Origin of the sequence: Moorena sp. SIO4E2 (assembly GCF_010671945.1) — a bacterium.
Classification (GTDB): domain Bacteria; phylum Cyanobacteriota; class Cyanobacteriia; order Cyanobacteriales; family Coleofasciculaceae; genus Moorena; species Moorena producens.
Genome location: NZ_JAAHIE010000015.1, coordinates 1 through 20,585 on the forward strand (window position 1 = coordinate 1; position 20,585 = coordinate 20,585).

At 43.3% G+C, this 20,585-nt stretch carries 17 protein-coding genes, 1 tRNA gene and 1 pseudogene; 11 read left to right on the top strand and 8 right to left on the bottom strand.

The window, feature by feature from the left end; genetic code table 11:
• Positions 1–607: 607 nt before the first annotated feature.
• On the top strand, positions 608–1,156 hold the full coding sequence (locus F6K37_RS02855) for an outer membrane beta-barrel protein (RefSeq protein ID WP_008185975.1): 549 nt from the start codon (positions 608–610) through the stop codon (positions 1,154–1,156).
• A gap of 367 nt (positions 1,157–1,523) precedes the next feature.
• Positions 1,524–3,476, top strand: a complete 1,953-nt coding sequence (gene sir, locus F6K37_RS02860) for a sulfite reductase, ferredoxin dependent (RefSeq protein WP_008185973.1) — start codon at positions 1,524–1,526, stop codon at positions 3,474–3,476.
• 367 nt (positions 3,477–3,843) lie between these two features.
• Here sir and coaE read toward each other — a convergent pair whose 3' ends face one another.
• The 4 genes and pseudogenes from coaE to F6K37_RS02885 form a co-directional block, all read right to left on the bottom strand.
• Positions 3,844–4,497: a dephospho-CoA kinase gene (gene coaE / locus F6K37_RS02865; RefSeq protein ID WP_008185972.1), complete on the bottom strand. Its 654-nt coding sequence runs from the start codon at positions 4,495–4,497 to the stop codon at positions 3,844–3,846.
• An 896-nt stretch (positions 4,498–5,393) separates the two neighbouring features.
• Positions 5,394–5,666: pseudogene (locus F6K37_RS02875) on the bottom strand (Txe/YoeB family addiction module toxin).
• Positions 5,647–5,919 carry a type II toxin-antitoxin system Phd/YefM family antitoxin gene (locus F6K37_RS02880; protein WP_008191289.1) on the bottom strand — a complete coding sequence of 91 codons (273 nt, stop codon included), beginning with the start codon at positions 5,917–5,919 and terminating at the stop codon, positions 5,647–5,649. The pseudogene F6K37_RS02875 and the gene F6K37_RS02880 overlap by 20 nt, the downstream one beginning before the upstream one ends.
• Positions 5,891–6,472, bottom strand: a complete 582-nt coding sequence (locus F6K37_RS02885) for a spondin domain-containing protein (protein WP_287248031.1) — start codon at positions 6,470–6,472, stop codon at positions 5,891–5,893. Before F6K37_RS02885 ends, F6K37_RS02880 begins: the two co-directional genes overlap by 29 nt.
• A 149-nt stretch (positions 6,473–6,621) precedes the next feature.
• Between F6K37_RS02885 and F6K37_RS02890 the strand changes: the two genes are divergently transcribed.
• Positions 6,622–6,771, top strand: coding sequence for a hypothetical protein (locus F6K37_RS02890; protein WP_165691804.1), 150 nt, complete (start codon positions 6,622–6,624; stop codon positions 6,769–6,771).
• Positions 6,772–7,123: 352 nt separating this feature from the next.
• On the opposite strand, the gene F6K37_RS02895 is transcribed toward F6K37_RS02890, so the two are convergent.
• Entirely contained in the window at positions 7,124–8,098 is a 975-nt protein-coding gene (locus F6K37_RS02895; protein ID WP_229414234.1) for a potassium channel family protein, read from the bottom strand.
• 393 nt (positions 8,099–8,491) lie between these two features.
• Here F6K37_RS02895 and uvrA point away from each other — a divergent pair, with 393 nt between their 5' ends.
• From uvrA to F6K37_RS02915, 4 genes are all read left to right on the top strand, one after another.
• Positions 8,492–11,476, top strand: coding sequence for an excinuclease ABC subunit UvrA (uvrA, locus tag F6K37_RS02900; protein WP_008177551.1), 2,985 nt, complete (start codon positions 8,492–8,494; stop codon positions 11,474–11,476).
• 108 nt (positions 11,477–11,584) lie between these two features.
• Complete coding sequence (locus F6K37_RS02905) at positions 11,585–12,004, top strand: element excision factor XisH family protein (protein WP_008177549.1); 420 nt, start codon at positions 11,585–11,587, stop codon at positions 12,002–12,004.
• The gene (locus F6K37_RS02910; RefSeq protein ID WP_008177547.1) at positions 11,989–12,327 is read left to right on the top strand and encodes a XisI protein; all 339 of its coding nucleotides are present in this window, start codon (positions 11,989–11,991) and stop codon (positions 12,325–12,327) included. Before F6K37_RS02905 ends, F6K37_RS02910 begins: the two co-directional genes overlap by 16 nt.
• A gap of 103 nt (positions 12,328–12,430) precedes the next feature.
• Complete coding sequence (locus F6K37_RS02915) at positions 12,431–13,723, top strand: FGGY-family carbohydrate kinase (RefSeq protein ID WP_287248036.1); 1,293 nt, start codon at positions 12,431–12,433, stop codon at positions 13,721–13,723.
• A 128-nt stretch (positions 13,724–13,851) separates the two neighbouring features.
• On the opposite strand, the gene psaK is transcribed toward F6K37_RS02915, so the two are convergent.
• Complete coding sequence (gene psaK / locus F6K37_RS02920; protein ID WP_044491752.1) at positions 13,852–14,121, bottom strand: photosystem I reaction center subunit PsaK; 270 nt, start codon at positions 14,119–14,121, stop codon at positions 13,852–13,854.
• Between the two features lie 834 nt (positions 14,122–14,955).
• Here psaK and F6K37_RS02925 point away from each other — a divergent pair.
• The 4 genes from F6K37_RS02925 to gltX all read left to right on the top strand — a co-directional run bounded on the left by F6K37_RS02925 (position 14,956) and on the right by gltX (position 18,911).
• The gene (locus F6K37_RS02925; protein WP_008177541.1) at positions 14,956–16,512 is read left to right on the top strand and encodes a TM0106 family RecB-like putative nuclease; all 1,557 of its coding nucleotides are present in this window, start codon (positions 14,956–14,958) and stop codon (positions 16,510–16,512) included.
• A gap of 203 nt (positions 16,513–16,715) precedes the next feature.
• Entirely contained in the window at positions 16,716–16,979 is a 264-nt protein-coding gene (locus F6K37_RS02930) for a hypothetical protein (RefSeq protein ID WP_071986763.1), read from the top strand.
• A 279-nt stretch (positions 16,980–17,258) separates the two neighbouring features.
• A tRNA-Asp gene (locus tag F6K37_RS02935) sits at positions 17,259–17,332 on the top strand.
• A 130-nt stretch (positions 17,333–17,462) separates the two neighbouring features.
• Entirely contained in the window at positions 17,463–18,911 is a 1,449-nt protein-coding gene (gene gltX, locus F6K37_RS02940) for a glutamate--tRNA ligase (RefSeq protein ID WP_287248041.1), read from the top strand.
• A gap of 25 nt (positions 18,912–18,936) precedes the next feature.
• Here the strand turns inward: gltX and F6K37_RS02945 are convergent, their stop codons facing one another.
• Together F6K37_RS02945 and F6K37_RS02950 are read right to left on the bottom strand one after the other, a co-directional pair.
• A complete protein-coding gene (locus tag F6K37_RS02945; RefSeq protein WP_008177532.1) occupies positions 18,937–19,500 on the bottom strand; it encodes a helix-turn-helix domain-containing protein in 564 nt (187 codons plus the stop codon).
• Between the two features lie 87 nt (positions 19,501–19,587).
• A complete protein-coding gene (locus F6K37_RS02950) occupies positions 19,588–20,403 on the bottom strand; it encodes an SDR family oxidoreductase (RefSeq protein WP_008177529.1) in 816 nt (271 codons plus the stop codon).
• Between the last annotated feature and the right edge of the window lie 182 nt (positions 20,404–20,585).

Consider the following 20,585-nt stretch of genomic DNA (forward strand, 5'->3'; position numbering starts at 1 on the left):
TTTTTGCTGCCATTGAGGAAGAACAGTTCCGACGTCAATATTTTTACCAGGTGCCTCTGTCTACCATTGCCGGATATAGCATGGTTGGTATCAAACAAGATTAGACGTAAGCATTCAGCAATCAGCAATCAGCAGTCAGCAGTCAGCCTTGGCCTTTGGCCACGCTACGGGAATGGCCACGCTATGGGAATGGCTGATCGCTGATCCCTGATCCCTGAGGGCTGATCGCTGATCGCTGATCCCTGATCGCTGATCCCTGATCCCTGATCCCTGAGGGCTGATCCCTGAGGGCTGATCGCTGATCGCTGATAACTGATAGCTGATAGCTAAATGCTTACAATCTGTGACACCTGCTAAACAGTCCACTAAGAAAACACAGACATTCGATTAATTGATAGAACCGACTCTCTTTTAAAGAGTATCAACTAATTAAGCCGTCTAAAACTAAGCCAAATTTTTTATAGTTATATCCGGATTAGCCAGATTCAAGTCATCTCAAGGCTTTCAAGTATTTAGATTTTTTTTTAGAACCTGAGGAACCTTTTGTTTATTCCCAACGACTTGTAGAGAAAGGAACAAAAAATTAACGAATTTGAGGAAATAAACAATGCAAGGTTTACTGAAATCTATTTTCACCATTTCTACTTTGGCCGCTACAACAATTGCTCCCGTTTTACTAGGAAATAGTATGGCTTCAGCTAATCCAGGAGCAGATGATCTCAGCGTCAAAGGTACAGATGCTAGCTACATTGGCGTTGGTCTGGCCGCCGGTGTAACTAGTGATGGACAAGGGAATGACCAAAATATTGGTGGTAATATTACAACTCGTCTGACAACTTCAAAGCTTCCCGTTTCTCTACGTGGTGATGTTATTTTCAATGATGATAATACCGCGATTATTCCTAGTGTTTCTTTTGACCTAGGCGTAGCCAAAAATACTAATGTTTTTGCTAGTGTTGGTTACTCTTTTGTGGAAGATGACGGAGACAATACACCCATAGGTAATCAAGATGCTTGGGTGCTTGGCTTGGGTGCTGAAAGCCAAATTGCTAAGGATGTTTTGGTTTACGGTAATACTAAGGTAGGTCTTAACGCTTACGAAAATAGTTCAGGTGAGTCTGTCAGTGTTCAATTGGGTGCAGGCTATCGTTTCTAAACTTAGTATGTCCATTGTCAAAGGGAAAGGATGAAGGATGAAGGATGAAGGATGAAGGATGAAGGATGAAGGATGAAGTATAAAGGATGAAGTATAAAGTGTCAAATACTTCAACTGAGGTGACAACAATCCTCTTGTGCATCTACTCGCTTGAGCGAATCTACTCGCTTCAACCTTCCTTCAACTCTTCCCTTTCCTCTTTCCCGGTATCTGCTTCAATCACACTGAGTGGGTTTAGATAAATTTTAGGATTTATAAAGTTATCGATCCAATGGGCAACGGTAGTATTAGGATCTAATCATTAACCGTAATCCCGAGCGATTTATCGGGAATTATACTTATTCATCTTTTTAGATCCGTCGAACCAATGGTTGTATCTCAGACTCCTAAAGCCCGCAAACCCTCTAAGATTGAAGGAATTAAAGAACGCAGTAACTTCTTGCGTGAGCCGGTGGCAACTGAATTGCTACAGGATACTACTCATTTTACAGAAGACGCTATTCAAGTTCTTAAGTTTCACGGGTCTTACCAGCAAGACAACCGAGATAACCGGGTCAAGGGTCAGGAAAAAGACTATCAGTTCATGCTGCGCACTCGAAATCCTGGAGGATTTATTCCACCAGAGCTTTATCTGACTCTAGAGCAGTTGTCAGAAGAGTATGGTAACCATACCCTACGAGTAACTACCCGTCAGGGTTTTCAGATTCATGGCATTCTCAAAAAGAATTTGAAAGCGACAATTGCCGCAATTGTCCGCAATATGGGGTCAACCTTGGGTGCTTGTGGAGACCTCAACCGCAATGTTATGGCTGCACCAGCACCATATAAAAATCGACCAGAGTATCAGTATGCTTGGGAGTATGCTGATCGGATTGCTGACTTACTTACCCCTCAAACCGGTGCCTATTACGAGATTTGGCTGGATGGGGAAAAGGTAATTAGTGCTGAGGAAGCTCCGGAGGTGAAAGCAGCACGGCAGCGCAATGGTAATGGTACTATTTTCCAGGACAAAGAGGAACCAATCTACGGGGAACACTATATGCCCCGGAAGTTTAAGTGTTCCGTAACGGTTCCCGGGGATAACTCGATTGATATCTATACCCAAGATGTGGGGTTGGTGGTAATTACCAACGACCAGGGAGAACTGGAGGGATTTAATGTTCTGGCTGGTGGGGGTATGGGTCGTACCCACAATAAGGAAGAAACCTTTGCTCGTCTAGCTGACCACATCTGCTATGTGGAGAAAGAGGATATCTACGACTTGGTTAAGGCAATTGTGGCAACTCAACGGGATTATGGCGATCGCGTAAACCGCCGTCATGCCAGAATGAAGTACCTAATCAATGATTGGGGTGTCGAGAGGTTTCGGGAAAAAGTAGAAAGCTACTTCGGTAAAACCCTGGCACCGTTTAAGCCCTTACCCCCATTTAAGTACGAAGATTATTTGGGTTGGAACGAACAAGGAGACGGAAAGCTATTCCTGGGGATATCGATTGAGAATGGTCGGGTCAAAGATGAAGGGGATTTCCGACTCAAAACAGCTCTGCGGGAAATTACTGAGAAATTTGCCCTACCGATGCGGCTGACTGCTAACCACAATATAATTCTCTATGAGATTGACCCCACCCACCAGCAAACCCTGAATCAGATTCTCGAACAGCACGGTATTCAAGTTACTCCAGAAGGAATTGAACCGTTAGTGCGCTACTCCATGGCTTGTCCAGCTTTACCTACTTGTGGTTTAGCGATTACCGAATCAGAACGGGCGCTCCCTGGCATGGTTGAGCGGATTCGGTTACTGCTGGACAAATTGGGGTTAGAGAAGGAATATTTTGTGATCCGAATGACCGGTTGTCCCAATGGCTGTGCTAGACCGTATATCGCAGAGTTGGGATTTGTCGGTAGTGCACCAAAGGCTTATCAAGTGTGGCTGGGAGCTTCACCAGATCAAACTCGGTTATCACGAGCCTATGTCCAGAAAATGCCAGAAAGTGAGCTGGAATCTTTCTTTGAACCAATTTTTGTGCAGTTTCGGCAAGAGCGCAAACCAGAAGAGAGTTTTGGGGATTTTTGCGATCGCATTGGCTTTGATGCCCTTCGGGAATTTTCTGCTAACTATGAGCTAGGTAGCGGTATAGTTAATCCAGATGCCAAGCTAGCAAGTAAGAAATCCTCAGCTAAGAAATCTTCTACTGCTAAAAATCGCCGTCGAATTAGCATTCCCGAAGAAGTCCATGCTCGTCTTAAGGAAGCTGCTGCTAACCAAGGGAAAAGTATGACGGAGTTGGCAGCAGAGGCTCTGAAAGCTTATTTGCCATAACTAGGTTAGCAGGTTTAAGGCTGTCTGTCAGAATGTAGAATGCATAATTTAGAATGTAGAATGTAGAATGTAGAATGCATAATTTAGAATGTAGAATGTAGAATGCAGAATGCAGAATGTAGAATGCAGAATGTAGAATGTAGAATGTAGAATGTAAGCAGGTACACAAAATTAATTACACATTTCAAAAAACTCAAAGGCTTACAATGTAAGGGTTACAGAGATGGCGAGTAGGTAATTAATCCTGCGATCGGTGCTTATAATTCTAAATTCTAAATTCTAAATTCTAAATTCTAAATTCTAAATTCTAAATTCTAAATTCTAAATTCTGAATTCTAATAAATTCTAAATTCTAAATTCTAAATAGTTAGGGATGATATGAATTGGTAGCAAGAGCAGTAGATACTTGTTGGATTAGAGCTTCTTGGGTAGAGGAGTTATCTAAAACTAGATCAGCAAGTTCTATTTTTTGCTGGAGGGGGAGTTGGCTGTTGATCCGGGCTTGAGCTTGTTCTTTAGAGATGCGATCGCGTTTCTGGATCCGTCTGAGCTGTTGTTCTGGTGAGCAGCTGACTACCCAGATTTCTGTCACTAAGTCTGTCATCTTAGCTTCAAATAGTAGAGGGATGACTAATATCACTGTCGGAGCAACTAGCGATGCAGCGCGGTCTTGGGGGTTTCCCCCACTCGCTATTGCATCAAGAAAGGTATCGAGTTCAGATCGGAAGCGATCGCGTACATAAGGATGGATTTGTTGCTCTAACCACTGTCGCTCAGTTGGGTTACTAAAAATTATCTCTCCTAAGCGTTTACGGTTCAGGGTACTGTCACTGTGCTGCACTTGTAAACCGTAGCGCTGATAAATCTGTTTCAGGATTGGTGAATCTGGTTGTACTGCTTCTCTGGCATAGATATCCGCATCTAAAATTGGTAGCCTGTAGGTATCAGCCAGGTAATTCGATACGGTGGTTTTTCCCGTAGCGATACCACCGGTTAGACCAATGATGCGTTTTTGATTCATGGGCGTTAAGTGTAGAATCAGTGGTTAGATCAGGGATGCGATCGCACCTGTTGGTCACAAATCCGTGCTACCAGGTGGTGGGTTACCACCCAATTCCCTTCCCCTAACTTACCCTAAAGTAGCTGAGGGCTGATATCAGATCAGGATGATTACCCTTAATCAAAATCTCCCCCATCTCCCACACTCCCCGCGCCCGGGCCCCACACTCCCCACACTTCCCGCAGTTTTTTAGCCATGTCTACAGAATTTATTCCGAATCACAACAATAATCCCAAGAAACAACGTATTAAGTACATTAAGGGCTCTCCTGAAGCAGTAACCAAAACTATTTACGGCCTTTGCGCACTCGGGTATGGGTCGGTTTCCGACTGGAGCCCTTTGCAACCGACGGGCATTCCGGGGCAAGTAATTAGTTTTGCAACCAAGTATCAAACTTGGCGTTAATAGGTTAAATTTATGGGGGGGTTTCCCCCCCGGTCTGGTCCGGTAGGATCACATCCGGATTGATTCGGAAACTGATAGACAAGACAATTGCGTTTACAGTATTGAAATAGCCGTGGATAGTATTTCTACGGCTATTTTTTTTTGTAAGCTATCAGCTTAAGCGCTACGCGCACGCTACGCGAACAGCTATCAGCTATCAGCTATCAGCTTAAGCGCTACGCGCACGCTACGCGAACAGCTATCAGCTATCAGCTATCAGCTTAAGCGCTACGCGCACGCTACGCGAACAGCTATCAGCTATCAGCTATCAGCTTAAGCGCTACGCGCACGCTACGCGAACAGCTATCAGCTATCAGCTTATGATTGGGGCTACACCTATGGTGGGCAGTGCCTAGTAACGGGCTTTGTCAGCTGATTTGTATCAAGCACTGCCCACCCTACATGAACTAAAATCAATTAAATTGATCGTAATGACCACCTATTGCAAAAATATAAACATAGTTATCATCAAATTTGTAAATAAGGCGATCTTTTTGAGAAATTATTCTTGACCACAACCCCGATAAATTATGTTTTAACGGTTCAGGTTTTCCCATTCCTTTAGCGGGATCGTCTCTCAGCATTTCTTTGATGATTTTACAAAGGGTTTGATGGAGTTTTTTGTCTTTTTTACGAAGTTCTTCGTAATTTTACCAAGTTTTGCCCTCAAATACTAAGGATATCATCTAGTTCTTCCTGATTGGGAGAGTAGCCTTTATTTTGGGTATGGGTAGCTTGAGAATGGTTAATCTGTTCCATTAAATGGCTATTTTGTAATACATACAAGGTTTCTTGTTGTTGTTCCAAATCTTCGGCACTAATAATAATAAAGTATCCCTGATTGGGATCGGTTATTTTGAGGGTAGTATGGTGATTGATGACTTGTTTAATAAAGTCTTGGATGTTAGTTTTAAATTGCTTGATAGGGATAGAGTTCACNAGTAGTCGTCTGCTGCTCGTCGTTAACTTCCGTACCTGCATCCAGAACTTGAGAACCGAGAACGGTAAAGTCAGCTCCAGTGAAATTACCTTCTTCATCAAAAATCTCAAAAGCCAAGGGGTTGCCATTAGCAATGAAAGCATCATTACTGGGAAGAATCATTGCTGCGTAGCTGAAGTAACGGCTAGTAGAATCTACAGTAAATGTGGCTTGGGCAATATCCCCAGAAGCAACTGGACCATTTGGACCAGGAATTACCCCATCAACTGAACCCGCACCACTAGCAAAAAACTCTTGACTAAGCACTGCTGCATTGCCATCCTCTGCAATCCGCTCAAGTCCTGGTGAAGCTGCCTCACCCCGATCATAAATATCAAACAAACCATTATGAAAACCAACCCAGACTGGAGTCAATAACGTGCCGTTTTCCGGTGCCAGGCTTTCAATTGTCACCTTAAGGGTGGCTGCTGTTGCCCTAGATGCCATGGCTAGTGTAGAGGTTACCGTAACCATGGTCACGATTTTGAGTGATTTAATAATTGAATGCTTCATGGTGATTCTGATCAATGAGATCAATATGGTAGATTTGCTTCGGAGTGTGTTGCTCAACTATCTATACAGCTACATCATTATCCGTAGAGTGTAAGTATTCAGCTATCAGCTAATGCGCTACGCGCACGCTACGCGAACAGCTAAAGGCCTTGGCCGTTGGCCACGCTACGCGAATGGCCACGCTACGCGAACAGCTATTAGATGCTTTAACTGCTCGGGGTTGGATGAGTAAAACAAGCAGGGATTTTCAAGCAGCCGTATCAGCAGCCCCAGCTTGTTTACTACCGACCGTTGATTAGCTGACGACTGACGGCTGATAGCTGAATGCTTACCGTAGAGTTAATCAGCTAAGTGTTCAAAACTTAGTGTTCAAAACTGATTTTGCTGGCACCGTATCAAGTGGTTAATCCTAGGTTAGTAGCTTGACTAGAATTATTGGTTTCTTGGTTTAATTGTTGCTGAATAGAGGCTGAAAATTTGCTGATAATTTACTGATAATTTTCCGCCTCTCTCAGCCTTGTCTCATGACGTGATATTATCTAGGGTTGACTACTTATGCTGGAAGGGTGTTCGTTAATTTAATTAAAATTAACCATTTAAAATTAACCATTTACAATGGTTAATTAACACATTACAGGTGACATATCACACTTACGTTGAAGATTTCTGTAGCGGTCGTGGTTCATCTTGAGCAACGACAATTAAATAGTCACCATTCTCAAGTTTATAATCTGTCGGTGGATTGGAGATAACATCTCCTTCAATTCCTTTTTGTACTGCTAGGACAATACTTTGATAGGCTTGCTTCATATACGTAAATACTTCCATAAAGGAACTACCCACCCGAGATTCAGGTATCGCAATTTTATAAAGCTTGTTGCCACTTTGAGTACTTAATATTTCAGAGACAACTTTGGTAATTCCATGGTTAAGAGCAGCTTGGGAAATGAGCATGCTACTTAACTCACTGCTAACGATTATTTCGTCAACCTTAGCCCGCTGACAGGATTTAACATGAGTTTCATCTACCAGCTCCACAACTGTGTAAGCGTTGGGATTAATACTTTCTACTGTCAGGGTAGATAGTATAACTTTGGCGTCGCGAGCTGTTTCATCTATGCTGTCATCCCCTAAAATTATAACAGTTCTAGCCTGGATCAAGTTGGCTCGATTCAAGGTTTCATCACATACGTTGCCCTTAATAAAAAACAAATTATTGTCTTCGATAGGCTTCCGGTCTATATTGGCAATTAAAATAATTTTATCATCTTGAGTTTTAGGAAACTTTCGCAACTCATTTATAATAAATTGTGCTCTAGAATTCCATTCGGAAATAATCAAGTGATTGTTAAATTTATAAGACCCCATACCTAGATCATTTTTAATTTTTTGATCGACAAAAATACCAGCGAGGGTAGCGGTGAAGATGGCTAAGAATCCAATCCCCACAAACATATCGAGAATAGCAATAAAGCGACCACCAACTGTGACAGGTGTGATATCACCATAGCCAACAGTTGTTAGGGTGACGATGCTCCACCAGAAAGCATCTGCTTTTGAGATATCTGGTTCCAGCCATGATATAGTGATGGTGTTAATAGTAATAATTATAATAATAATAATCATTACTTTATCAAGGTTTTCACTGCGCAAAAAATTCCAGAATTTTCGATTCCATAGTAAGATCATTTGACTTAGAGGTAATGGTTAGATCATGTCGGTTTAAGTAACTATAATATCCCTTCACGGGGATCTATTCTCGGGTAATGGCTAAGCTGCGGGTGCATCTAATTTATAGATTGAATCGGCAAGGGTGCAGGGGGGCTCAGGAGCTCGGGAGTGGGGTTTGGAGTGTTTCAAGTTTACTGAAAACTATACAAAAACTATACAATTTCAATCTGCGATCGCTCAAGCTGAAAGCTAGAGGGCGTTCGGCAAAGGTCTGAATGCTTAGGTTTAACATTACTATAGGAACGGATAGCGCTACTATTGTTAAGGAGTTTAAAGCCGCTGTCGGTCATGCCAAAATCCTCTAACCCCAACCACACCCAAGACCACACCCCTAACTCTGCTCAAAACACCATTCGGATTCGGGGGGCTAGACAGCATAACCTGAAAAATATTGATCTGGAACTGCCACGCGATCGCATTATTGTCTTTACTGGTGTTTCCGGTTCCGGCAAATCCTCCCTGGCATTCGACACTATCTTTGCGGAAGGACAACGCCGTTATGTAGAATCCCTTAGTGCCTATGCTCGTCAATTCCTGGGACAACTGGATAAACCGGATGTGGATGCCATCGAAGGCTTAAGCCCCGCTATCTCCATTGACCAGAAATCTACATCCCATAACCCCCGTTCCACCGTTGGTACAGTTACAGAGATTTACGATTACCTGCGATTACTGTTTGGAAGGGCTGGTGAACCCTATTGTCCCCGATGCGATCGCAATATTGCTCCCCAGACCATCGACCAGATGTGCGATCGCATTATGGAACTCCCTGACCGGACTCGCTTCCATATCCTGGCTCCCGTTATCCGAGGCAAAAAAGGCACTCACAAGAAACTATTATCCAGCTTAGCCACCGAAGGATTTGTGCGAGTCAGAGTCGATGGTGAAACCTTTGACCTCTCCGATACCATCGAATTGGATAAAAATTATACCCACAACATTGAAGTGGTGGTTGACCGTCTCATCAAAAAGCCTAGTATTCAAGAACGGATTACCGATTCCCTTGCTACTTGCCTAAAACGTTCTACTGGAATTGCAGTTATCCAAGTTTTAGATAATACATCAGCACAGCCAGCAGAGGTCAAATCTGATCATAATTATAAACGTACGGCTCGCAAAAAGGGTAGTTCATCTGACCAAGACCTTCCCCAAGAAATCGTCTTTTCAGAAAACTTTGCTTGCCCAGAACATGGGGCAGTAATGGAAGAATTATCTCCCCGATTATTTTCCTTTAACTCCCCCTACGGCGCTTGTCCATTTTGTCACGGTATCGGTAATTTACAAACCTTTTCTCCAGAACTAGTAGTACCTGACCCTACTCAACCCTTATATAGTGCTATTGCCCCCTGGTCAGAAAAAGACAACACCTACTACATCTCCCTACTCTATAGCGTAGGACAAGCCTATGGTTTTGAAATCCAAACTCCCTGGAATCAGCTAACCTCTGAACAACAAGACATCCTGCTCTACGGCACCGACGAAAAAATCTACATTCAAAATAATTCTGCTTATGGCAAAGAAAAAGGGTACTACAAGCGCTATGCTGGCATTATCCCGATCCTCGAAAAACAGTACAAAGACACTAGCTCTGAAGCATCAAAACACAAACTAGAGCAGTATTTAATTTATCAACCCTGTCCAGAGTGTCATGGTAAACGGCTCAAACCAGAAGCACTATCGGTGCGGTTAGGACAATATCATATTGATGATTTAACTAGTGTCTCAATTCGCCAATGTCGTCAACGGATTGATAACTTACAACTCTCCCCCCGCCAAGCTCAAATTGGTGACCTTGCCCTCAAAGAAATTAAAGCCCGATTACAATTTCTGCTTGATGTAGGATTAGATTATCTTACCCTTGACCGTCCAGCCATGACCCTTTCTGGTGGAGAAGCTCAACGGATTCGCCTAGCGACTCAGATTGGAGCAGGCTTGACTGGAGTTTTGTATGTATTAGATGAACCGAGTATTGGATTGCACCAAAGAGATAATGGACGGTTACTCACTACCCTGATCAAATTGCGAGATTTGGGGAATACCTTGATTGTTGTAGAACATGATGAAGAAACCATTCGCACTGCCGATCATATTGTCGATATTGGTCCGAAAGCTGGAATTCATGGGGGAGAAATTGTTGCTCAAGGGGATTTAGAAACTATAATAAAAAGTGAAAATTCCCTGACGGGAGCGTATTTATCAAAACGCCAAGTAATTGAAACTCCTAGTCAACGTCGAGAGGGAAATGGTCGTTCATTTGTGATTAAAAATGCTCATCGTAACAATCTCAAACACATTGAAGTAGAGATACCACTAGGGAAATTAGTCAGCATTACAGGTGTATCTGGTTCTGGTAAATCTACGTTAGTAAACGAATTACTTTACCCAGCATTACAACATCATCTGACTCGTAAAGTACCCTTTCCCAAACAATTGGATCAAGTTGAGGGACTCAACGCTATTAATAAAGCAATCGTAATCGATCAATCTCCCATTGGTCGCACTCCTCGGTCTAATACTGCTACCTATACAGGAGTATTTGATACCATTCGAGAGGTATTTTCTAAAACTATTGAAGCTAAAGCTAGAGGTTACAAGCCAGGCCAATTTTCATTTAATGTCAAAGGAGGACGTTGCGAAGCTTGTTCGGGACAGGGGGTGAATATCATTGAGATGAACTTTTTGCCCGATGTCTATGTACAATGCGATGTTTGTAAGGGAGCGAGATATAATAGAGAAACGTTGCAAGTGAAGTATAAAGGATATTCCATTGCTGATATTTTAAATATGCCAGTGGAAGAAGCGTTGGAGGTATTTAAGAATATTCCAAGAGCAGCATCTCGGTTACAAACCTTAGTAGATGTGGGGTTAGGATATATTCACTTAGGGCAACCAGCACCGACATTATCTGGTGGAGAAGCACAGCGGGTGAAGTTGGCAACAGAATTGTCACGTCGGGCAACGGGAAAGACATTGTATTTAATCGATGAACCGACAACAGGATTGTCATTTTATGATGTTCATCACTTGTTAAATGTATTGCAGCGGTTGGTAGATAAAGGAAATTCTGTTTTGGTGATTGAACACAATTTAGATGTGATTCGCTGTGCTGATTGGGTAATAGACTTAGGACCAGAAGGTGGGGATAAAGGGGGAGAAGTAATTGCCTCTGGAACACCAGAGGAGGTAGCAGAGCATCCTAATTCCTATACAGGGCAGTATTTGAAGGAGGTTTTGCAGGAGTACCCGCGACAGGAAGGACTGCTAAGTGCTTAGTGCTTAGTGGGTCAGTTATAGGGCATGTTTCAGGGATGGCTTTTCTGATGCGATCGCTATTTGAGTTTCCATCCTAGTTGAGGATGATGCTAGAGGGAAGAGATTGAGATGGCAAGGCGAGACATATACCACAATACGGTTAAGCGTGCCTTACAAAAGGATGGCTGGACAATTACCCATGATCCATTTCCCCTACAGATAGGCCACAAACGCTTATCTGCTGATCTTGGTGCGGAACGTCTAATTAGTGCTGAAAAAGGAATACAAAAAATTGTTGTTGAAGTCAAGAGTTTTGTAGGAAAGTCTGATGTAAAAGATTTAGAGCAGGCTTTAGGGCAGTATATCCTGTATCGTCAAGTCCTGGATGAAATGGGTGTAGAGCGCTGTCTTTATCTTGCCGTTTCTAGACTGACCTTTAAAAACGTGTTTACCATAGAATTGGGAAAGGTATTGCTAAGGAACCAAATTATTAAATTAATTGTTTTTGATCACGATAGTGAAACGCTGATTCAATGGATACCAGATTAAACTACCAAGACATCATCAAAAAAGTATTAATGGAACACGCTGAGTATCGTGCTTCCCTACCTGACAGCTATGACTCTAAAGTGCTTTTCGATGATCAGCGAGGACACTATTTAGTATTAGACATAGGTTGGAATGATGACCAGTACCTACACGCTACACCCATTCACCTAGATTTAATTGGTGACAAAATCTGGATTCAATACGATGATACGGAAGAGGGGATTGCTACCGATTTACTGGAAGCAGGTATTCCCGCAAACGATATTGTACTTGGTTTCCGCCATCCTCAAGTAAGACAATATACAGGTTTTGCAGTAGGCTAAAGGTGGAATGCAGAATGTAGAATGCAGAATGTAGAATGAGGTAAAATTCCAAATTCTAATATTCTAAATTCTACATTCTAAATTCCCTAATCCCTAATCCCTAATGACTGTCTATCTAGGCATCGATTTCGGAACCTCTGGCGCACGGGCAGTAGTGATCGACTCTGTTGGTACTATCTTTGCCGAGACTCAATATCCCTTTCCAATCCAAGCCATCACCATCGATACCGCAACACACTGGCAGAAGGTATTATTTTCCCTGATTGAGCAAATTCCCCAGTCAATCAAGGGTGAAATTAATGCGATCGCAATTAATGGCACCTCCGCAACAGTTTTGTTATGCGATCGCATCGGTCAACCTGTAGATGCACCCATCCTTTACAACGATCCACGAGGAGTAGCTGTGATGGAACAACTTAGAACCATTGCTCCTCCCAACCATGTCGTTTTAAGTGCTACCTCCAGCCTTGCCAAACTTCTCTGGTGGTATGACTGTACAGATCTGATCAGCAAAAGCTCTGCTGAAACTAATCCCCTATACTTCCTCCATCAAGCGGACTGGTTAGCCTTTCTATTGCATGGAAAACTAGGCATAAGTGATGATCACAATGCCTTAAAGCTCGGTTATAATCCTGAAAATCTTTGCTATCCTGACTGGCTCAAACAGCTACCGGTGTCACCCATGCTACCCAACGTCTTGGCTCCCGGTACACCAGTAGGAGTTGTAACCCCTGAGGTAGCTCACGGCTTGGGATTATCACCAGATTGTCTAGTCTGTACAGGTACCACCGATAGTATTGCCGCATTTATCGCTAGTGGTGCCAAACAACCAGGTGAAGCGGTAACCTCCCTTGGGTCTACCGTGGTATTGAAACTATTGAGTACCACTCCTCTAGAAGACGCCAAATTTGGGATTTACAGTCATCGATTGGGAAATTTATGGCTTACCGGTGGCGCATCCAACACGGGTGGAGCAGTACTACGCCACTTTTTCAGTGACAGAGAATTAGAAAGTCTCAGCTCTCAAATCGACCCGGAGCAAGAAAGTGCCTTGGATTATTATCCCTTACTTAGACCAGGCGATCGCTTTCCCATTAATGACCCTGATCTCCGGCCAAGATTGGAACCCAAACCCGATAATTCCGTGGAATTTCTCCAAGGAATGCTCGAAAGCATAGCGCGAATTGAAGCTAGGGGATATAGCTTGTTGCAACAGCTCGGAGCAAGTCCCTTAACCGGTGTCTATACTGCTGGTGGTGGTGCCAAAAATCCTACCTGGACAAGGATTCGAGAGCGTCAGCTCATGGTACCGATGTTGACATCCCTTCACACAGCGGCTGCTTATGGTACAGCACTATTAGCAAAGCAGGGATGCCTGTTAGGAGATCGGGTATAGGGTAATTGTGTCTAGGATTACTGCATGACCGAGTGACTGGGTGAGAATCTGCTGTGAATTATCAGCCCTGGATCAACCTGACCATCATCACTATCCCAGTTCGCCCTATACCCTAGAGCTCCTAAGCTCTAGATAATCCCCATGTTAGCCAATCCTAAGATAGTGCCTAGTCCTAGGATGTGACCGAAGCTGGTGGTTGCCAGTAGGGCGGGAAGACCCATGCCACCGAAGAACTCAGGCATAGGCAATGCCGGACCTGCGCTAGGATTCTGGATAGTAGCTTTTCCGAAGGCAATCGCTAGGACATTGCAGACAATCATGATGATTCCGACTGTCGGGCTCCATTCCAGGGTGTTGGGAACGGCAGATGCAGCAGCAAGCAAGATTGAGTAAGTCAATTTGTGTTCTCCTGTTTTTGATAGACTCTTACAGTGATCTCTTAAAGATTTAATCTTTTATAAAGATTTTACCAGCACGGTCTCATAATTAATTTTTTTGGAAAAGTCGATTCCGTTGCCAGTCTTGCTTTGATTACCCTTGATTAGAGAGCGAAAGCCCGTGATTACTAGACTTTTGGGCGGTGGGATTCGGTAAAATTAAATCAAGCCTTTATGTAAATAATTGTTAAGTAATCCCTGGTTGCTCAGTCAATGTTTCGGTAAATTTACATAAATTAATAAAAGCGGGATAAACCCTGGATTGATCAATCAATCCGGGTTGACCGGATTAATTCATCCTGCATGGCTGGTGATATCTTACGCCTAGCGGCGAGTATCACTAGCCATGGGGGGTTAGCTTCCTCCGCTCTTATGCCCCACACCTCAATGCTACGCCATGAGTGTTTAAAGTTACCGTAAGGTACTGGTCGCCTTTATGGTTAGTCGGTTATGCGTAAAAGGGTTAAAACTTTGCCGATTTTGGCTCCACTATCCTAAGGTTTCGTCTCCAGGGATGAATCCCGGACAGGAACTCTGATAAACAGCCTGAAAAACGTTATACTGAAAATAGTAGGGAAAACAAATTAAGAGCTAACCGCCACCTGCTAAGTAAAAAAAAGAACTTTTTTTAATTGTTCCGGTGCGGAGGGGCATCCCGTATCGTTAATAAAGCTTACCGAGTAACCGAACGCGCCCCGCGTCGGCGAAAGCCGATAGCGATGGCTGGTGTTGGTAAGAAGCCCACACTCAACCTGACAAGGTGAGTGTGGGAGTATGTCACCTGAAACTATAATTATGCTGCTGACGGACGCATTACTTTTAGATTACAAACGCTGTCGGCGTCGAGCGTTTTTGGACATTTATGGAGACCCCACAGAGCAAGACCTACCCTCAGATTTTCTGCTGAAACTGCAACAGAAAAGCCGAGACCATAAACAACAGATTCTGGCTACTGTGCCCCACCACTCACCCCGCTACCCCAGAACAGATTGGCACGCTGCTGCACAGGCCACCTTGAAACTGATGCAACAAGGGACGGAGTACATTTCTGGAGGGGTACTGTTGATGCCAACTGGTGACGGGGTGACATTGCTATGTTTTCCTGATTTGCTGGTCAAACAGCCGGGACGTTCTAATTTTGGTGATTGGATCTATGTTCCCACCACCATTAAGCTCAGCAAACGACCCAAGCCAGAGTATAAAATCCTTACTGCTTTTCGTGCTCAGCTGTTAGCAGCAGTACAAGGACATTGGCCCACCACTGGCTCATTAATTTTGCGTAACCAAAAGTGCTACACCGTGGTAATAGAACGATGGGTGCCACTGATGGAACAACTGCTATCGGAATGTATTGAGACTCTATTGCAGCGACAAGAACCAGAGGTGTTCATTTCCCGTCAGCGGTGTAGTCTTTGCTGTTGGTATCACAGTTGTTATGCGATCGCTAAATCTGTGGAGCACATTTCCCTATTGCCTGGAGTAACACCCAGCCGCTATCGGGATTTGGAGGCTTTGGGAGTAACCACAATCGAATCCTTAGCCACGTCTACGATTACTGAATTAGAGCCCAGCTTTGGTAGCTCAGTAGCTTTCCAGTTGGTGCAGCAAGCCCAATCTCAGGTACAAAACCGGGTGCTGCTTTATCCCAAACATTACTTTAGTATACTTGAATACGAACAACTAGAGCGAGGGAATGGTAATGCCAAAATCTCGGCAGACCTCCCGAATCAAGACTCTTTACCGACAGCATCTGTTGAGCTTTATTTTGATATTGAAGCACAGCCTGATTTGCCCCTGGAGTATTTGCTAGGGGTGTTGGTGATTGATCGACGCACTGAAACAGAGACTTTCCATAACCTATTCGCAGAACATTCTTGGCAAGAAGGATTCATCTGGCTACAATTTTTAGACTTAGTTGAGCGTTATCCAGATGCCCCAATCTTCCATTTTTCCAAGTATGAAGTTGACACGGTCAAGCGCTTAGCAACCCTTTACCAAACTCCACGACAGATAGTTAAACCCCTGCTAAATCGTTTCGTGGATGTTCATCAAATAGTTATTGATACTGTGACCATGCCAGTGGAGAGTTATTCTCTGAAAAATTTGGCGAGATGCTTGGGCTTTGAGTGGCGAGACCCCGATATGACTGGCTCCCAATCTGTGTGTTTGTATGACCAGTGGTTACAAACAGGCAATCACTCTATTCTCGAAATGATCCAGCGCTACAATGAAGATGACTGCCGCGCTACATATCACCTCAAGGAGTGGCTAGTCAACTTTTTGTCCAACACTTTGTCCAACACTTTGCCCAACACTTTGCCCAATACGATTAACTTTCAAAACTTAGCATGAAGTTATGCAACAATTTATTAAGTTATTAGATTTTGTAATCTAGCTGACACACACAATGTATAGGTAGATGCTAAATTAAATCTAAAGGGGGCTTTCGCCATCATTGGATGGAGGGGAGCCCTCTCTAGAATTTTAAGAGGTCTAGAATTTAGAGGTCTAGAATTTATTGAGGTCTAAAATTTATTTGATAAGAGGTGATTAATATGCTTCCACTTTTTCTAATTCTTTTGGTAACTGCCCTAGGGAGCATCTTGATATCTTGGAGAGTCTCTCACGAAATCCCTCGCCTATTGGGAGTAGGCAGTACCATTGTCTGTCTAATATTTGGTTTTGCTATGGCACCTTGGCCAGTACAGGTTTTGATGCTCCTATTAATTCTTAGCCTGGAACGATTTTATCCATTCAGCAGAACAGCTTCAGAGGCAATCTTAATCTCAAAAGTCTCCAACACCAAAAGAGAATGGTGATTCTGCCATAGTAGTAAATAAGGTTTTTGGTCTTGAAAAAAAAATAGTGAGCCCTAGGGTGCTTGATTCACGCACCCTATTGCTTAAGCCCTGGGATAGGTTATACTGATCACAGCCATAAACTGAGCCTTCGGTCATTGGTCGAGGGTAAGCTCAAGGCAAATCGGCTGAGAGCTCAGAGCTCTAAAGTGACTGCTCAAAGTATTTTTCGGTTTTTTTCAAAAAAAGCCTTGACAAATACACCAGTCATAGATAACAATAGTAAATGGTTCAGAGATTGGGACTGTAGTTCAATTGGTTAGAGCACCGCCCTGTCACGGCGGAAGTTGCGGGTTCGAGCCCCGTCAGTCCCGTAGAAGAAATGTAGGATACTATCGACTCCTCCTAAAGATGATCCTGAAGATGATCTAGTCGGAGTAGTTGATTGTTGCAGGTACAATAGAGACGAAAAGACTATAGTAATTAGGTTCTTAGCAATCAGCTGTGACAGTTAGAGTCCGTATTGCCCCAAGTCCAACCGGAAATTTACACATTGGTACCGCTAGAACCGCTGTATTTAACTGGCTATTTGCCCGTCGCCACAGCGGTAAGTTTATTCTGCGCATTGAAGACACCGACCAAACGCGATCGCGAGAGGAATATACCCAAAATATCCTCGATGGTTTAAGTTGGCTGGGACTGGAGTGGGACGAAGGACCATTTTTCCAATCCCAACGTCTTGACCTTTATAGTGCTGCTATTCAACAACTCTTAGACCAGGGATTGGCTTATCGCTGCTACACCACAGCTGAGGAACTAGAACAACTGCGGGAAGCTCAAAAGGCAAGAAAAGAAGCCCCCCGCTATGACAATCGCCATCGAAATCTGACACCAGAACAACAAGCAGCATTTGAGGCGGAAGGGCGCAAGCCGGTGATCCGCTTTATGATTGATAATGACCGGGAGATTGTCTGGAATGATCTAGTCCGAGGTAAAGTCACCTGGAAAGGGAGTGACCTTGGGGGTGATATGGTGATTGCTAGGGCATCTCAAGAGAATGATATCGGTCAGCCTCTCTACAACCTAGCTGTGGTGGTGGATGACATTGATATGCAGATTACCCATGTCATTCGCGGTGAAGACCATATTGCTAATACTGCTAAACAGATTTTGCTCTATGAAGCCCTAGGGAGTGTAGTCCCAGAATTTTCCCATACACCTCTGATTCTTAACCATGAGGGACGGAAGCTATCCAAGCGCGATGGTGTAACCTCTATTTTTGACTTCAAAGCCATGGGCTTTACCCCTGAGGCGATGGTTAATTATATGACATTGCTGGGATGGTCTCCCCCTGATTCCACTCAGGAAATCTTTACCTTGGCTCAAGCCGCTCAAAAGTTCGGTTTTGAACGGGTTAACCCAGCTGGGGCAAAGTTTGACTGGGCTAAGCTGGATTGGATTAATAGTCAATATATCCACCAGATCAGTGCATCTGAGTTAGTGGACTTGTTGATTCCCTACTGGGAAAGTGCTGGGCACAACTGTGATCCTGTGGAAAATCGCCCTTGGCTGGAACGGTTGACTGCTATGATTGGGCCAAGTTTGACTCGCTTGCCAGAAGCAGTAGAGATGACTCGGATGTTCTTTACTGAGTCAGTTGAGTACACTGAGCAGGCCGTAGAGCAGCTGAAAAAAGCTGGTGCTAGTGAGGTGGTGCAAGCTATTCTTGAGCAACTGGGTAATTACCAACAGCTGAGTCCAGAGGAAGCTAAGCAGATTATTAACCAAGTCACAAAAGCGCAAAAGGTCAAGAAAGGATTGGTTATGCGATCGCTTCGTGCTGCACTAACTGGGGATGTCAATGGTCCTGATTTGATCGAATCCTGGGTATTGCTTCATCAGCAAGGGTTTGACCAAACTCGCTTGAAGGAGTCATTGCTTCAGGTTGCATGATCCCAACTGATAGGTAACTGATGGGTTACCGATTGGTAACCCATTTCTGATCCTGTTTAAGTCTATTGCACCCAATTGATTGAGAGGTTTCACTAGATGTATTACCCATCAATTCTTCTGCGGTAATTGGGGTTATTCTGAGAGTATCTAGAGGAACTAAAAACTCACCTTTTTGGAGCTTAATATCCAGGGCATCAAGGACAAACAAAAAATCTATAAGGCTCGCTGTTTGGTAGTCTTTAGCTTCATAGTCTATGATTTTTCCCTCGGTTAAACCAGCGATATCCGCCAGTTGTTTTTGGCTTAGATTAGCAGCTATACGAGCTTTGAGCAGAAGTTTTGGGAGATTTTTAATATCATCAAGTTTCAGAACAATTGGAGTACGATTGTCATGGTTGATGAGGGTTTCGTCTTCAGCAACTTCGGTTTTTAAAGCATTAAGATGACTTTGTAATGAATCGCGCTTAATCTTCCACCAACAATCATTTTTTTTGAGCTCTTCATCTTGAGCGTCATAAACAGATAAGTCAGATTCAAATTGACGAACTAATTCTTGGCTGTAGTCATACTGTCTTTGATTTTTAATCATGGTTCCCACCTCAATCCCTACGCAACTTTACATACCAAGCATTTCAGGTTGTTTCGTCGCCCCTTCAGGATAAACCCTCTATTTGAACTAGATGCCAAATTGCTCTTTAATACCTTGGATAAACGTCTTATCATCCAATTCTTTTCGATTAGCAACCATCATCCTGGCATCTTCGCCAGCAGTATATCGCAATTTATCAGTGCCGTCTGTCGCTGCTTCATAAATCACGTTAGCGACAACAATAGGCTCAGAAGCCTGATCAGGGAAAGATTCCATCGAATTGAACAGCTTACCAATTAATTCTTGATACTCAGTTAGGCTTTCATCGTTGCTCATATCAAGGGAGCGGCCAGCAAAATCAGTGTTGATAATGCCTGGCTCAATAATTTTCACTTTGCAGCCAATTGCTTCCATTTCAAAACTCAGACCTTCGGAAATCCCCTCAACAGCAAATTTAGTCCCGTTATATAATGAAAATAATGGAAAGGTCATTTTGCCACCAATCGATGAAATATTAATTAATATACCATCTTTATTTTGTCTGAAATGGGGTAGGATTGCTTTGGTTACATCTAACAGCCCAATAACATTAACATCAAATTGTCTTTTTATCTTTTCCCTGGGGGTTGCTTCTAAAGGGCCAAAAGCACCATAACCAGCATTATTTACCAAAACATCAATTTTAGCGAACTTTTCAATACCTAGCTGAATGGCTTTTGTAATTGAATTTTGGTCTAAAACATCTAGTCTTGTCACCAATACATTATCAAGGGTGGTTAGTTCTGTTTCCTGTTCTGGACTTCTCATGGTTGCAACCACGTTCCAACCTTTTTCCTGGAACAATTTTGCAGTTGCTTTTCCAATACCGCTGCTTGCTCCTGTAATTAAAATTGTCTTACTCATTTTGGATTCAAACTAATTTTTGTTATTTGACTATGACAATTCATGCTTGAATGTCGATTCAGTTTGATCCTATACTAACGAAGGGGGAAATTTCACTAGCAAGTTACGCCAAACTACATGCAACGTGCGCCAATCAAAAATTATTCACGTTATGTGACAAAAAGCGAAAAGATGACTGTTGT

Bases quoted from the DNA above. Each gene is read 5' to 3' on its own strand.
- F6K37_RS02855 (WP_008185975.1), top strand. From the start codon at position 608: ATGCAAGGTTTACTGAAATCTATTTTCACCATTTCTACTTTGGCCGCT.
- sir (WP_008185973.1), top strand. From the start codon at position 1,524: ATGGTTGTATCTCAGACTCCTAAAGCCCGCAAACCCTCTAAGATTGAA.
- coaE (WP_008185972.1), bottom strand. From the start codon at position 4,497: ATGAATCAAAAACGCATCATTGGTCTAACCGGTGGTATCGCTACGGGA.
- F6K37_RS02895 (WP_229414234.1), bottom strand. From the start codon at position 8,098: ATGATTATTATTATTATAATTATTACTATTAACACCATCACTATATCA.
- uvrA (WP_008177551.1), top strand. From the start codon at position 8,492: ATGCCAAAATCCTCTAACCCCAACCACACCCAAGACCACACCCCTAAC.
- F6K37_RS02905 (WP_008177549.1), top strand. From the start codon at position 11,585: ATGGCAAGGCGAGACATATACCACAATACGGTTAAGCGTGCCTTACAA.
- F6K37_RS02910 (WP_008177547.1), top strand. From the start codon at position 11,989: ATGGATACCAGATTAAACTACCAAGACATCATCAAAAAAGTATTAATG.
- F6K37_RS02915 (WP_287248036.1), top strand. From the start codon at position 12,431: ATGACTGTCTATCTAGGCATCGATTTCGGAACCTCTGGCGCACGGGCA.
- F6K37_RS02925 (WP_008177541.1), top strand. From the start codon at position 14,956: ATGCTGCTGACGGACGCATTACTTTTAGATTACAAACGCTGTCGGCGT.
- F6K37_RS02930 (WP_071986763.1), top strand. From the start codon at position 16,716: ATGCTTCCACTTTTTCTAATTCTTTTGGTAACTGCCCTAGGGAGCATC.
- F6K37_RS02945 (WP_008177532.1), bottom strand. From the start codon at position 19,500: ATGATTAAAAATCAAAGACAGTATGACTACAGCCAAGAATTAGTTCGT.
- F6K37_RS02950 (WP_008177529.1), bottom strand. From the start codon at position 20,403: ATGAGTAAGACAATTTTAATTACAGGAGCAAGCAGCGGTATTGGAAAA.